Below are 15421 nucleotides of genomic sequence, written 5' to 3'. Positions count from 1 at the left end.
AACGAAAACTACGAAAAATAAAAATATAAATCTAAACATGGGATCCCATCCTCTCATCTTTAAAAACTCTTAAAAATAATTTTAAAGAATAAAAAATTCCAATCATTTATTCCAAATTCTCCATTAATGCTAAGCCTCTGAATCTTTTATAAACCCAAAGTCTATGAAATACTCGCTTTAATAGGTAAAGCCATATCTACATTTGTCTACAAATTTAGTTAAGGTGCATAAACTGTTACGCAAGACCTACATTTATGTTCTCCATGATTTTACAATATTTATTAACCATTGACACATTTTTACTTTCTACATCGCTCTCTATACTTTCTATAACTAATAAACTTCTTACACACCCCATAAGCACACCTTTTACTAAACCTATCAGTGTCCCGCACATAAATATCACCCGATAGTACTATAACAAATCTTACTGCTTTTAATTCTTATTGCTATCAACTGATAATCATGTTTTAAAAAAGTATATTATCAAATAAGTCTGTAACAGTCTTTCACTGTCAAGTTATTACCCATGCCGGGCACACCACTAAAAAGGCAACGGCACAACTTAACGTAGATTAGCCGTTGCCTTTTTGAATTATTTCATTGAAGTTTTATAACGTAACTCACCAATAGGAATGACTTCTGTTTGATTAAAATAATCTTTTTGTATAGTCATATATGGTCTGAAAAAGTCTGATTCTAAACTAAATAGGTATGATAGAAAAGCTGGACGAATATGAAATTCACTACAAACATCATCAATCTTCATAACTTCTTTATCCAATACAAATTTTAAGAGTGCATGTACTTTTCCGGGTCTTACTGGGGGAATCTCGTCATCCAGTGGTTCTATAAATTTATATTGTTTTTTATTTATTTGCCCCCAGAAGTATCTATTCTCTTGATATGTGAGTATACCTAGCGCATAAGCTCTCATTTCCATAGCAGCAATGGATACTAAATACTTTCGTTTTAAATCTATATAGTAATCAGGATTGGACTTACGTGTTAAGCTTTGAAAATCTTCTACAAATTGCGATTCTGGTAATAGAAAAGCTGAAGCAAACAAATGTGCTTCTGTTTCAATTATTTTCAAATCTGTAGGACTTAATATCTCCATATCTACATCATCGTGTAACAATAGATGACCCAATTCATGTGCAAGGTCAAAATTTCTTCTGACAGCAGATTTCTTTATAGTGCCTAGAACAATATACAATCGACCATCGTTAGTCACAGTACTATATGCATCAATTTGTGTCCCTAGGTTCTTCTCAACAATATAAATACCACTTTTTCCAATAGATACATCAAGTCTTTATTATTTTCTAATCCTAATTTAGTTCTCGCAAATTCAGCAATTTTTTTGATACGTTCATTTCTATCTTCATTAGTTTCTTGAATCATCTTCAAAGTTTTTTCTCTAATATCCACAATTGGCATATGTGGCATTAACAAGTTTTGTTCAAAGAAATTAATGTAGTAATCAATAAAGTTTACAAACGATAATTCTAACTTTGTTTTCTTTCTTGACTCTCTGTCTTCAGCTCGATAAGCAATTTTTTCTTCAGACACTTTATGAACCAAGTATTCTTGACTGAAGAAATACTTGGTGTCTACATTAAATAACCGATCCATTTTATTTAGTACATCAATTCGAGGCAACATTGAATCATTTTCATATTGCCATACTGCTTGTTCAGTGATATACAACTGTTCTGCTAGCTCTTTTCGGGAGAGCCCGTTGAGTTTTCGTATATTGCTGAGCTTCTCTCCATAAAACATCAACCTCACCCCTTTTACTGTTTGAAGTTGATTATACTACAATACATACACGATGAAAGTATATATTTTTTTAAATTATAATGTCTATTTTCCATTTTCACATAGAAAAACAGGCTTAACATATGAACCTCACATGCTAAGCCTGTTTTTATGTCAGTATCGTACGTAAATGGTACGACTGGATTAACGAATTTCTTGGATACGTGCTGCTTTACCACGTAAGCTACGTAGGTAGTAAAGTTTCGCACGACGTACTTTACCACGACGTTTCACTTCGATTTTCTCGATTTTTGGTGTGTGCACTGGGAACGTACGTTCAACACCAACACCTGAAGAAATTTTACGAACTGTGAAAGTTTCTGAAATACCGCCACCGCGACGTTTGATTACAACACCTTCGAATACCTGGATACGTTCGCGAGTACCCTCAACGATACGTACGTGTACACGTAATGTGTCACCAGGACGGAATGATGGGATATCATCACGTAATTGTGATTGTGTTACTGCTTCGATTAATTTGTGGTTTGTCATTTTATATTCTCTCCTTCAAACTATGTTCTTGCCTCGACAATAAATAGCAGCGGATCATAGTGTTTTTTGTGCTTTCACACTTAAAAAATATTATCATACATCGAACAACATTTCAATCATCTTTTGAAACGTTCAATTATTTTTTTATCTTCATCCGTTAATGGGTACGTTTCTAACAAATCCGGACGCTTCTGATATGTTCGATATAACGCCTGCTCATGGCGCCATGCCTCAATATGTGCATGATTACCAGATAACAATACATCTGGTACTTCATGACCTTCAAACGAACGTGGTCGTGTGTACTGCGGATATTCGAGTAACCCACTTGAGAATGAATCATCTTCATGTGACACTTGGTTACCGAGTACATCTGGTAACAGACGTACGACCGCATCTGTCATGACCATCGCTGGCAACTCGCCACCTGTTAACACATAATCACCGACTGAGATTTCATCTGTGACTAACTGTTCACGGATGCGTTCATCATAGCCTTCATAGTGGCCACAAATAAAGACCAGGTGTTCCGCTTCTGCCAACGACTCCGCAAGTTTTTGATTAAATGGCTGCCCTTGTGGTGTCATTAAAATTACACGTGTTTCTGGTGTTGTCTCAATGTCACGCATCGCATTGAAAATCGGTTCTGGTTTCAATACCATGCCTTGGCCACCACCAAATGGATAGTCGTCTACTTGATTATGTTTATTGTTCGCGTAATCTCTAAAGTTAATCGTACGTGTCGCTAACTGCCCTTTTTCACGTGCACGCTTTAAAATAGACTGGTTTAATACGCCTTCAAACATCTCTGGAAATAATGTTAAATAGTCGATTCTCATTCACTTAACAGCCCTTCCATTGGTGTGATGACAATTTTACGCGCTTCCACATCAACACTTTGTACGACGTCCGCGATGTAAGGAATCAAGTGTTCTTTCTCACCTTTGACAACCCACACATCATTGGCACCTGTTTCAAATATCTCAGTGACACGTCCAATCGCTTCATCGCCGTTGAATACTGTACAGCCGATAATATCTGAGTAGTAAAACTCATTTTCTTCCAACGTAATTTCTTCATGATCGCGTTCTTGTGTCAACGTCGCACCTTTTAAATGTTCAATATCGTTAATATTGTGAATGCCTTCAAATGTCAACATATGCAAGCCTTTATGCATACGATAACTTCTAACTGTAAGCGCCGTTGTTTTACCGTTCAGTTCTGCTTGTAGCACTTCGCCCGGTTGAAAACGTACATCTGTGAAGTCTGAGTTGGATTTAACCTTCACTTCACCTTTAATGCCGTGCGTATTCACAATTGTGCCGACTTCAATTTTCATACAAACTATACCTCCTTGCTTAAACATCCTACTCTAACAAAAACAGTGAGACAAAACCTGCTTTTGATTTGTCCCACTGTTAAAGTGTGTTCGTATTATTTTGAACGTTTTTGTTCGTCAAATGTTTTTAAGATACCTTCACGTGATAAGATGTTGTGAACTGTATCAGTTGGTTTCGCACCGTCTTTTAACCATTTTAAAGCTAATGCTTCGTCGATTTTTACTTCTGGTGCATTCACTGCTGATGGGTTGTAAGTACCGATTTGCTCGATGATACGACCATCACGTGGTGAACGTGCATCAGCTACCACGATACGGTAGAATGGATTTCTTTTTGAACCTAAACGTGTTAAACGAATTTTTACTGCCATTTATAATTCTCTCCTTCAAAGTCATAAGTTTTGTTATCTACAAGAAACAATAATAACAGGTCACAGATACTTTGTAAAGAGAAAATACTTTACCTTTTGTTTTTTCTTCAAAAATCTGCGTATTACAGCGTTAGAATGGTAAGTTCATACCTTTCAACATATTTTGTAATTGACCTTGACGACCTTTTTTACCTTTGCCGCCACCTGTAAATTGTTTCATCATTTTCTTCATATCGTTGAATTGTTTTAATAAGCGGTTGACCTCTTGTAATGAACGTCCTGAACCGTTCGCAATACGTCTTTTTCTTGATACGTTCAGTTTTTCAGGATTTTCACGTTCTTCCAATGTCATCGATTGAATAATGGCTTTAATATGATCGATTTGTTTATCGCTCATATTCAACTGATCTAAGCCTTTTACTTTATTCATCCCTGGAATCATTTTCATAATGTCATCCAGTGGCCCTAAGTTTTTCACTTGATCGAGCTGCTCTAAAAAGTCATCGAGTGTGAATGATGACGTACGCATTTTCTTCTCGAGATCTTTCGCCTTTTCTTCATCGACATCTTGTTGTGCTTTTTCAATTAAGCTTAAGACATCGCCCATGCCTAAAATACGTGATGCCATACGCTCTGGATGGAATAACTCTAAGCCATCCATCTTTTCACTCATACCGACAAATTTAATCGGTTTCTGTGTTACGGCACGGATTGATAGTGCAGCACCACCACGTGTATCACCATCTAATTTTGTTAATGTCACACCTGTAACGTCTAATTGTTGATCGAATGATTCTGCGACGTTCACCGCATCTTGACCCGTCATCGCATCGACAACGAGCATAATTTCATTCGGCTTCGCAATCTCTTTGACCTCTTGTAATTCGCCCATTAACGCTTCATCAATGTGCAAACGACCAGCTGTATCGATAATCACAAAGTCTAAATGCTCTTCTTTCGCGTGCTTCAAAGCATTTTCTACGATTTGTTGTGGTTTGACTTGGTCGCCTTCAGAGTATACAGGAATGTCGATTTGCTTACCGACTGTTTGTAATTGTTTAATCGCAGCGGGACGATAAATGTCACCAGCAACGAGCAATGGTTTTTTGTTGTATTTCTTACGCATTAATAACGCTAATTTACCAGCGGTTGTTGTTTTACCTGCCCCTTGTAAACCGACCATCATCACAACAGTTGGCGGCTTTTTCGCCATGGTAATCTGACTATTGTCGCCACCCATTAATGTCGTCAGTTCTTCCTGTACAATCTTAATGACTTGTTGACCAGGCGTTAACGACTTCATTACATCTGAGCCGAGCGCACGTTCTGAAACTGTCTTCACAAAATTTTTCACGACTTTAAAGTTAACGTCGGCTTCTAGCAATGCCAAACGTACTTCGCGCATCATTGTTTTGATGTCAGCTTCAGTCACTTTACCTTTACCTTTGATTTTCTGCATTGTCGCTTGTAAACGATCGGATAATCCTTCAAACGCCATAAAGTGACCCTCCTTATTCCAATTCTTCTAGTTCTTGTATATAACGATTGAGTGTTTCTGGTTCATCAATATGTTCACGCATCGCACGATAAAGTTCTTGGCGACGTGTGAAACGACGGTATAAGCCAAGCTTCTCTTCATAATCTTCAACAAGCTCGCCCGTTCTTCTTATGTTATCATACACGGCTTGACGACTCACTTCAAATGTATCTGCAATTTCACTCAATGCATAATCTTCAAGATAGTACAAACGCAAGTAATTACGCTGTTTCTCTGTTAATAATGATTGATAGAAATCATACAAATAATTCATGCGCAATGTTTTAATAAGATCATTCTCTGTCATCTGTGACCGCCTCATTTGCCTGTGCATCTTCTTCAACAACATTTTCTTCAATCATATCTGCAAATAATCCGTAAACATAACTTTCCGCATTAAATGGTTGTAGATCGTCGAGTTGTTCTCCAAGACCGACATATTTTACCGGAATGTGTAACTCATTGCGGATTGCTAACACAATACCACCTTTTGCCGTACCATCTAATTTTGTTAAAACAATACCTGTTACATCTGTCACTTCTTTAAATGCTTTCGCTTGGGCTAAGGCATTTTGTCCTGTTGTCGCATCTAAGCAAAGTAAGACTTCATGCGGTGCTTCAGGAATTGCACGACCGATGACACGTTTCACTTTTTCAAGTTCGTTCATTAAGTTTTGTTTATTTTGGAGGCGTCCTGCTGTATCGCAAATTAAAATATCGACACCTTTGTTTTTCGCCGCATTCATCGCATCATACATCACGGCTGCTGGGTCTGCACCTTCACCTTGGCGAATGACTTCAACGCCGACACGTTCGCCCCATACTTCAAGTTGTTCAATCGCACCTGCACGGAATGTGTCCCCAGCTGCTAACATGACTTTTTTACCTTGCGCTTTATAACGATGGGCCAGCTTACCAATTGTCGTTGTCTTACCTACACCATTGACACCGACCATTAAAATAACGTTCAAACGCCCCTCTTCAATCGCCATTTCTTCAGATTTGTCGTCTTCTTGATGATAAATTTCAACGATTTTCTCAACGATTGCTTCACGAAGGTCAACTGTTTCCGTAATGTTGCGACGTTTGGCTTCCATGCGCAATTCATCGACCAGTTCCATTACCGTGTTAAAACCTACATCGGCTTGAATTAGCATCTCTTCTAACGCCTCGAAGAAATCTTCGTCTACTTTACGATAATGTGCTAATAAGTTGTTCAGCTGATTCTGGAAGTTCTCACGTGATTTTTCAAGTCCGTCACGGAATTTTGCCCCGATTTTTTGAGATTCAATCTCTTCAAACTCTTCAATTGAAATCAAATCATCATCAAAGTCTTGATCTGCCCAATTCGGTTCAGCTTCTTTTGTTGGCTTTGACGCCGGTGCTTCAGCTTGTCCGTCATCTTCAGAAACAGGCTCTGATTGTGTTTCCGTCGTTTCCTCTTTCGGCGTTACTTCTTCAGGTTTTGCAAACTTATCTTTTAATCGTTTAAAAAAGCTCATATTATTGTTGTTCCTCCTTCATCACTTCATCAATTGTATTCAAATTCACACTGACTAGTTTTGAAACTCCTAGCTCTTGCATTGTCACGCCATACAGTCTATCACACATTTCCATTGTTCCTTTACGGTGTGTAATCACAATAAATTGTGTCGCTTCAGATAATGTTTTCAAGTAGGACGCATAACGAATAACGTTCGCTTCATCGAGTGCCGCTTCAACCTCATCCAAGATTACAAATGGCGCAGAGCGTACTTTTAAAATCGCAAATAACAATGCAATCGCGCTCAATGCACGTTCACCCCCGCTGAGTAACGACAAGTGTTGTAGCTTTTTGCCAGGCGGTTGGACTTTAATATCGACACCCGCTGATAAATAATCATTTTCCGTCAAAATCAGTTCGGCTTGTCCGCCACCAAAAAGCGTTTGGAATACTTCTGAAAAATGACCTTGAATCGCATGGAATGTCTCACTAAAGCGTGTGACGACTTCCTGATCCATCTCGTCAATCAGCTGTTCCAACGTCGTCTTCGCTTCACGTAAGTCATCTCGTTGCTCGCTCAAGAATGTAAAACGCTCATTCACTTCTTCAAATTGTGTAACCGCGTTCATATTCACAGGACCGAGCTCATCGATAGACATTTGGGTCAGTTTAACCTTTTGGCGTAACGCTTCAATATCGTTATCGCCAAGCGGGTATGCCTTCGACGCATGCTCATACGTCATATGGTAGCGTGACGACAAGTGATCCAATGCGTGGTCAATCAATACGTCCAGACGTGATTGCGCGCCTTTAATCTCTTGATATTGATTTTCCAACGTCAGGATATGTTGGTGCGTCTCTTCAAGTGCATGCTCGTTCGTTTCAATTAACTGTTCAATCGATTGACGTTTCACACGCAAGCCTTCTTGTTCCCCCAATAACGTCTCTTTTTGTTGTTGCGTCGTGTCAATCTCCGCTTTCAAGTTCGTTAATGTTGAACCATCGTTCACTTCATCAGAGTTGATGATAGCAAGTTGCTCCTCCAGCTTGCGTTGCTGGTCTGCAATTTGGTCGAGCGTTTGTTTCAAGCGTGTTTCTGATTGACGCTGCGTGCGCATACGCTCGTTCACAACAGCTAAGTCCGATTGTTTCTGATGAAGCTGTTGTTGGCATTCGGCATACTGTGCCTTGCCTTGCTTGCTTTCCGTCGTCAATTGCTTAATTTGTTGATCTAACGCTGCCAGTTGTTCTGCAATTTCTGTTTTACGCTGCTCTTGTTTGGCAAGTGTTGCTTCACCTTTCGCACGTTGATAGCCATCATTTTTCTCAAATTCAAACGCCTCATGATCATGCTTAAGTCGTTGCACCACTTCTTGATAGCGATCGTGTTCTAAGTCTAAATCATGTAATGCGTGTTTTAAATGATTATACTGTTGTTGAAGCTTTACATATTCATCGCTATGTTGTGCTTGCTCCGCTTTCTTAGCCGCACAGAAACGCTCTAATTCTTGTGTTTTTGCTTGATAGTCAGCAAGTTGCGCTTCCAGTTGTTGTACATCATCTTTTTGACGTAATAATGATTGACGTTGTGCCGTGCCACCACCCGTCATAGAACCACCTGGATTCACAACATCGCCGTCTAGTGTCACAATGCGTACTTTATAACCAATGCTTTGTGCCACTTCATTTGCATGCTTCAACGTATCCACAATAAAAATGCGGCCTAATAAGTGGTCGATAATATGCTGGTACGTCTTTTCTGTCTTTACCACATCATTCGCTACAGCAATAAAACCTGCGTGTTGCTGTGCTTTCTGAATTAAATACGCATCTGTTTGTTTTGATTTAATAACAGATAGTGGTAAAAATGTCGCTCGCCCGAGTCGTTTCGTTTTTAGATATTGAATCGCTTGGCGCGCAGATGCTTCATCCGCGGCAATGACATGCTGCATACTCGCACCGAGTGCTGTTTCAATGGCTGTGGTATATTCTGAAGGCACATCAATTTTTTGTGCGACAGCGCCATGAATGCCTTTTAATGTATCTGTCGCTTTTAATACCGCTTTAACACCTTGATAGAAAAAGCTGAGATCATCTTCACGCACTTTCATACTATCGATACGTGACTTCAACTTATCATTGTAGCGATACGCCTGATGTAGCTTTTCTTCAGATTCTGCTTGAACTTGCTTTACCTCGGTCAATGTCGCTTCTGTTTGCTTACTGCGTGTCATCACGCTCTCTAACTGCTGTTGTTTCTCTTGTTGCTCGCGCTCAATACGGCTCAATTGTTGTTGCGCATCTTCTAGCTTGGCAAACGCTTCTGTCATACGTGAATCGAGTCGTGTTTGCTTCTTTTCATGTTCTGCCAGAGTACGTGTTAGAAAACGGATTTCGTTGTTAATATCTGATTGCTCAGTCATTAACTGATAATACTGGTCTTTCAGCTGTTCGACATCTTCATCTGTCGCTGATTGTGCTTGATGCAATGTATTTTCTAATGTTTGTACTTCTTGCGTTAAAGTTTGCTTCTGCTTTTTCAGCGCTGCGTATTGCGCTTGTACTTGCGCCAACTCCTCTTGCACTTGCGTTTGCTGTGCAAGTAAGTCCGCCTGTTCTTCTTCAATACGTGCATTCGTTTGAGATTGGTTTTTTTGACGTTCTTCAATTAAATGATACTGTCCCGTCAACTTTTCAACCTGCTCCGTCGCTTCAATCAGCTTGGCATTGAGTTGCTCCAACTGATTGTCGATCTCCAAACGTTCGCCTTTTGTTGTTTTAATCGTACGTGTAATATGATGTTTCTTACTTTGCACACGTTCTTGTTCACTTTTCAAGCCGTTCAAGTCATCATCGTGTTGCGCAATTTGTGACTTATACGATTCAATATCGTGTACCGTCACACAGACATCACTCTCTTGTAAAATCTCCGACAATGCTTGGTACTCTTTCGCAATCGCTGCTTCTTCTTTCAAAGGCTCCACACGATCTTCCAAATCACTTAAAATGTCTTCTACACGTGTTAAGTTGTCTTCTGTTTGTTCGAGCTTATCCAGTGACACTGCTTTACGTTTCTTATATTTTAATACCCCTGCTGACTCTTCAATAATCTGACGGCGGTCAATTGGTTTAGCATTCAACACTTCATCTACACGTCCTTGTGAGATAATGCTGAATGCTTCCTTACCTAAGCCGGAATCTAAAAATAGTTCCGTAATGTCTTTTAAACGCTGTTGCTCGTTGTTTAAATAATAGGCACTTTCGCCACTACGATACAAACGACGTGTCACGACTACTTCATCGGCGTCAACATTTAACAGGCGTTGCTGATTGTCGAGTTTCAGTTGAACTTCTGCATAATTTTGTGCATTACGATGTTTAGCACCTGAGAAGATAATGTCTTCCATTTTACTACCACGTAATGAGCGTGCAGACTGTTCACCAAGCACCCATTTGATTGCATCAGTAATATTACTTTTCCCGCTACCGTTAGGGCCAACAATCGCCGTGACGCCCTTATCAAACTGTATCTGTGTCGGCTCAGCAAAAGACTTAAAACCATATGCATCAATAGACTTTAAATACACCATATCTTACTCCTTATTTGTCATTTTTACATAGGCTTGCTCTGCTGCCTTTTGTTCCGATTCTTTCTTCGTTCTACCTTCTCCAACAGCAATCGCTTTCTGATTCAATAACACTTCTGACGTGAATTGCTTATTATGTGCTGGTCCTTCTTCCTTCGTCACACGATACGCCAACTGTCCAAGATGGTATTGATGAATGTACTCTTGTAATTTCGTCTTGAAGTCTACCACACCCATCAATGTATCGCCTTCAATATTTGGGAAAATCACACGTTCTGCAAATTGACGCACGACATCCAAACCCTGGTCTAAATAAAGTGCACCGACAAACGCTTCAAAAGCATCTGAAACTAATGCCGGTCGCGTACGTCCACCCGTTTTCTCTTCGCCATTCCCCAATAAAATAAGCGGGTTCATATCAATATTCGTCGCAAATATTACAAGTGAGGGCTCACACACGATTGTTGCACGCATTTTAGTCAAATTCCCTTCAGGTAGATGTGGATATTGATCATATAAATAGCGTGATACCGTCAATTCTAATACCGCGTCGCCTAGAAATTCTAATCGTTCATTATGCATTAAACGCGCCATATTAAAGTCATTAATAAAACTTGAATGCGAAAAGGCTTGTTGGTAGATTTCAATATTGTTATAAGGGAGTCCAAGCTCCTGCATTTTTTCATCAAACTTTTCTCTAAAATTTTTCACCAAGGCTTCTTTACTTAGTTTAGCCATATACAACGCCTCCTTTATCGAGTTGTACTAGATTCTCTCTTTTTATAGTCCATTAGGCAAAACATCAGTGATTGTAATCAAAGCGGGAGTTAGAGGTTTCCCCGTGCTTAAAACTATTGTGTCTCAGCCCTGAGTCATGTTGTTCATGCACTTGCCAGAAGCCTATTGTCATGTGTCTACACTTTTGTCATACCACACAGTACCCACATTCTCGAACACTGACAATCTACATACTCAGCCGCTTTTTACACATTAGAAAAAATCTGAGCCGACACAAATCGGCTCAGATGAAAATAATTATTTTTCAAGTGTATTAATGAAATTAACAGCGTCGCCTACTGTATTGATTTTTTCCGCTTCCTCATCCGGAATTTCTGTACCGAATTCGTCTTCTAATTCCATTACTAATTCTGCAATGTCAAGTGAATCTGCGCCTAAATCATCTTTGAATGATGCACCTTCAGTGACCTTGTCAGCGTCTACGCCTAAACGGTCAACGATGATGTCTTTTACTTTATCGAAGTTTTCCACAGTCTGTCACCTCCTTTAAAAATTCAAGGATTATCCTTGGTCGACTGTAGTGATAGACATACGTTATCATACCCGACTGTTATATTTTGCCATGATATAGTGAGAATTACAACCCAAGACATCATTTGCAAAAAACACAAGGAACTTCCTTTATATTATAGCATGGTTCTTGCCACATAGTAGCATTATTCCATGTGCATACCACCATTAACGTGAATTGTTTGACCAGTGATGTAGCTTGCATTATCCGATGCTAAAAAGGCTACCGTATGTGCGATGTCTGTATCTTGACCGAAATGACCTAATGGGATTTGACCTTTCATCGTTTCTTTCAATTCGTCACTTAATGCGTCCGTCATATCAGATACGATGAAGCCAGGTGCAACAGCGTTCACTGTGATGTTACGAGACGCAAGTTCACGCGCAGCTGTTTTCGTCATACCTATTACCCCTGCTTTTGTTGCGACATAATTGATTTGACCAGGGTTACCGACCGCACCTACCACACTTGTTAAGTTGATAATACGACCGTGGCGTTGTTTCAACATTTGTGGTGTTACTTTCTGAATACAGTTGAATACACCTTTTAAGTTCGTATCAACAACATCATCCCACTCATGTTCTTTCATGCGCATTAATAAGTTGTCGCGTGTAATCCCTGCATTATTAACAAGTACGTCAATTGAACCGTATGTTTTAACAACGTCTTTAATCATCGCTTTTACTTCATCGCCATTTGCGACGTTCGCTTGAATCGCCATGCTTTCCATACCTTTTGCTTGGATTTCAGCAACGACAGCTTCTGCTTTTTCTTTATTGCCTGCATAGTTTACGACTACGTTATAGCCTTCTTCTGCTAATTGTAAAGCGATGCTACGTCCAATCCCACGTGATGCGCCTGTTACAAGTGCTACTTTAGTCATTCGTCATCCATTCCTTTACGTCTTCGAGTGTTTGAATCGAAGTTATTTTAACATCTCTATTAATTTTCTTAACAAGACCTGATAATACTTTGTTTGGTCCGATTTCAACAAAGTGTGTGACACCTTGCGCAATCAACCATTCAATTGAATCGATAAATTGTACGGGTGAATAAAGTTGTTTAATCATATGTTGCTTAATTGTTTCTGCATCAGTCTCACCTTGTGCGTGTACATTTTGAACGACAGGCACTTGCGCGTCATGCCAATCAAATTGATCGATGTATGCTGCAAAGTCTTCCTCAATCACTTGCATCATTGACGCGTGAAACGGTCCTGATACTTGTAATGGTAGCACACGTTTGGCACCGAGTGCTTTGCCGTTTTGTACAAGCTGGTCAACCGCTGTTGCATGACCTGATACAACAATCTGACCCGGACAATTAATGTTTGCCGGTTCAACAATCGCGTCTGCTGTTGAAACTTGTTCACAGATCGCAGTGACTTCTTCAAGTGACAAGCCAAGTACAGCTGCCATGCTCCCTACACCGCTTGGAAATGCTTGAGCCATCAGTTCACCACGGCGACGCACAATTTTAATCGCGTCTTCAAATTTTAATACGCCATTTGCAACGAGACTTGAGTATTCTCCAAGACTATGTCCAATCACATAATCTGCAGTAGGTTTCCCCATTGCAGCATAGAGTGCTGTACTGTGAGCCAACAATGCTGGTTGTGTATTTTCAGTTTGTGATAACACACCTTGTGGATCTTCAAACATCGTCTCTAGTAAATCGAAATCTACGTTTGCCTGTGCTGTATCAAGCAAAGCCTTTGCCGTGTCATCATGCAAATAAAGGTCTTGTGCCATCCCTACCTTTTGGGCACCTTGACCCGGAAACATTAAAGCTACTTTACTCACTCTGTTCACCAACCAATTCACGCATATTTTCTACAATTTGTGTCTCACAAGCCACTTTCGCCTGACGTATTGCAGAATAAAAGGCTTTTGCGCTTGAACTACCGTGTGCTTTTACAACGACACCGTCTAGTCCTAGGAGCACAGAGCCACCATATTCAGAGTAGTCGAGTTGTTTGGCAATGCCTTTAATATCTTTCTTCATCATTAAGGCTGCAAGTTTATTTTTCATACTTGATAGCAAGTCATGTTTAATAATTTTGCCAAATGACTTCGCGACACCTTCTAAGTTTTTCAAAATCATATTACCTGTAAAGCCGTCTGTCACGATAACATCTGCTTCATCTTCCATAATCATTTTCGCTTCGATATTACCAACGAAATTGAATTGTTGAGAGCCATCCATTTGTTTAAATGCCGCTTTCGTTAAGCTGTTCCCTTTTTGCGTCTCTGTACCGATATTTAACAACGCGACTCTCGGTTGTTCAATACCACGTAATTTCTTCGCATAGACATGACCTAAAATCGCATTTTGGTATAAATGTTCGGCTTTCGCATCCGCGTTCGCACCGACGTCTAAGAATACTACACCTTTACCGCTTACTGTTGGTAATGTAACAACAAGTGCTGGGCGTGCAACACCTGGTAAACGACCGACAACGAATAATCCCGCTGACATTAATGCGCCAGTGTTCCCTGCTGATACACAGCCTTGCGCTTCACCATTTTTGACTGCTTCAGCCATACGCACCATTGAGCTGTCTTTTTTACGCTTAATTGCACGAACAGGCTCGTCTTCCATCGTAATCATTTCTGACGTTGGACGGAACGTAATACGCGGGTGGTTTAATGTGTATTGTGATTCATCGCCAAATAAAATAATTTCTAAGTCTTCAAAATCATTCACTGCTTGTTGAACCGCTTCTAGCACGATTCCCGGTGCGTCGTCGCCACCCATCATATCTACAGCTATTTTTACCATTTTATTCATCCTCACTTATATAGTACATTTTGAATAATCCTTCAAAAACCTTCTCTTTCCCCACATAGGAGCTGACAGTCATTTCATAATATTTGTCATCATGATGTGCGACTTTCGCCTCAGCCATCACACTATCTCCTAAATGTACGGGTTTGACAAAATGAATATGACTTTCTTTCGTGAGCACAAAGCCATGCTTAATCATCGCTACGCACAATGAATTCGCCTGTGCAAAGACAATATGTCCACGTGCGATATTGTTGCGTGAAAAGACATCGTTGGGTGATATTGTTAATAAAGACTTGGCAGAATAATTGGGTTCTAATGCGACAATATCACCGATGATATCTTGATTTTCGAGTGAACTGATCTGTGGATATTGCTCGGTAGCAACACGTTTCACACGTTCACGCAACTCTGGAATATGTAATTGTGTACGATCCAGACGAATGGTTTGAATGCTCACATCGTACATCTCGCTTAACGCTTGATCGGTAATGAACGGATTGTCTTGAATTGTCTGTTCGATTAACTTGCGTCTTTCGTTTTTATTTCTTTTCACTTCATCGCCACCATCATTTAGTACCAAGTCTTAATTGGTTCTTGTACATTTTAACACGTTCTATCCTATCTTCAAAATAATTTCACTAGCGCGCGGAGGTTGTGACACCGTTTATCAGTTTCCACTGCTTAAA

Annotated in this window: 16 protein-coding genes; all 16 read right to left on the bottom strand. The window is 39.8% G+C overall.

Annotated features, from left to right (window positions below; translation table 11 throughout):
* Positions 1-595: 595 nt before the first annotated feature.
* Positions 596-1237, bottom strand: a complete 642-nt coding sequence (locus CD122_RS01970; protein ID WP_240624104.1) for an ImmA/IrrE family metallo-endopeptidase — start codon at positions 1235-1237, stop codon at positions 596-598.
* Between the two features lie 26 nt (positions 1238-1263).
* The gene (locus CD122_RS01965; protein ID WP_103357340.1) at positions 1264-1785 is read right to left on the bottom strand and encodes a helix-turn-helix domain-containing protein; all 522 of its coding nucleotides are present in this window, start codon (positions 1783-1785) and stop codon (positions 1264-1266) included.
* Between the two features lie 183 nt (positions 1786-1968).
* Positions 1969-2319, bottom strand: coding sequence for a 50S ribosomal protein L19 (gene rplS, locus CD122_RS01960; protein ID WP_044360991.1), 351 nt, complete (start codon positions 2317-2319; stop codon positions 1969-1971).
* A 116-nt stretch (positions 2320-2435) separates the two neighbouring features.
* Entirely contained in the window at positions 2436-3158 is a 723-nt protein-coding gene (gene trmD / locus CD122_RS01955) for a tRNA (guanosine(37)-N1)-methyltransferase TrmD (protein ID WP_103357339.1), read from the bottom strand.
* A complete protein-coding gene (rimM, locus tag CD122_RS01950; protein WP_103357338.1) occupies positions 3155-3658 on the bottom strand; it encodes a ribosome maturation factor RimM in 504 nt (167 codons plus the stop codon). Before rimM ends, trmD begins: the two co-directional genes overlap by 4 nt.
* Positions 3659-3753: 95 nt before the next feature.
* Positions 3754-4029 carry a 30S ribosomal protein S16 gene (gene rpsP, locus CD122_RS01945; RefSeq protein WP_044360994.1) on the bottom strand — a complete coding sequence of 92 codons (276 nt, stop codon included), beginning with the start codon at positions 4027-4029 and terminating at the stop codon, positions 3754-3756.
* Positions 4030-4159: 130 nt separating this feature from the next.
* Entirely contained in the window at positions 4160-5527 is a 1368-nt protein-coding gene (gene ffh / locus CD122_RS01940) for a signal recognition particle protein (RefSeq protein ID WP_103357337.1), read from the bottom strand.
* A 13-nt stretch (positions 5528-5540) separates the two neighbouring features.
* Positions 5541-5873, bottom strand: coding sequence for a putative DNA-binding protein (locus tag CD122_RS01935; protein ID WP_103357336.1), 333 nt, complete (start codon positions 5871-5873; stop codon positions 5541-5543).
* The gene (gene ftsY / locus CD122_RS01930; protein ID WP_103357335.1) at positions 5860-7068 is read right to left on the bottom strand and encodes a signal recognition particle-docking protein FtsY; all 1209 of its coding nucleotides are present in this window, start codon (positions 7066-7068) and stop codon (positions 5860-5862) included. Before ftsY ends, CD122_RS01935 begins: the two co-directional genes overlap by 14 nt.
* 1 nt (position 7069) lies before the next feature.
* A complete protein-coding gene (gene smc, locus CD122_RS01925; RefSeq protein WP_103357334.1) occupies positions 7070-10639 on the bottom strand; it encodes a chromosome segregation protein SMC in 3570 nt (1189 codons plus the stop codon).
* A gap of 3 nt (positions 10640-10642) precedes the next feature.
* The gene (gene rnc, locus CD122_RS01920; protein WP_103357333.1) at positions 10643-11374 is read right to left on the bottom strand and encodes a ribonuclease III; all 732 of its coding nucleotides are present in this window, start codon (positions 11372-11374) and stop codon (positions 10643-10645) included.
* A gap of 297 nt (positions 11375-11671) precedes the next feature.
* Positions 11672-11905 (bottom strand): acyl carrier protein, encoded by a 234-nt coding sequence (locus tag CD122_RS01915; RefSeq protein WP_044361001.1) that lies wholly within the window; start codon positions 11903-11905, stop codon positions 11672-11674.
* Positions 11906-12090: 185 nt separating this feature from the next.
* Entirely contained in the window at positions 12091-12828 is a 738-nt protein-coding gene (fabG, locus tag CD122_RS01910; protein ID WP_103357332.1) for a 3-oxoacyl-[acyl-carrier-protein] reductase, read from the bottom strand.
* Complete coding sequence (gene fabD, locus CD122_RS01905) at positions 12821-13747, bottom strand: ACP S-malonyltransferase (RefSeq protein WP_103357331.1); 927 nt, start codon at positions 13745-13747, stop codon at positions 12821-12823. Before fabD ends, fabG begins: the two co-directional genes overlap by 8 nt.
* Positions 13740-14726, bottom strand: a complete 987-nt coding sequence (gene plsX, locus CD122_RS01900) for a phosphate acyltransferase PlsX (protein ID WP_103357330.1) — start codon at positions 14724-14726, stop codon at positions 13740-13742. The genes fabD and plsX overlap by 8 nt, the downstream gene beginning before the upstream one ends.
* Position 14727: 1 nt before the next feature.
* Positions 14728-15288: a transcription factor FapR gene (gene fapR / locus CD122_RS01895; protein WP_169926450.1), complete on the bottom strand. Its 561-nt coding sequence runs from the start codon at positions 15286-15288 to the stop codon at positions 14728-14730.
* Positions 15289-15421: the final 133 nt, after the last annotated feature.

This window comes from Staphylococcus rostri (assembly GCF_002902145.1).
GTDB lineage: Bacteria > Bacillota > Bacilli > Staphylococcales > Staphylococcaceae > Staphylococcus > Staphylococcus rostri.
This window is presented reverse-complemented; position numbering and strand designations above follow the sequence as displayed.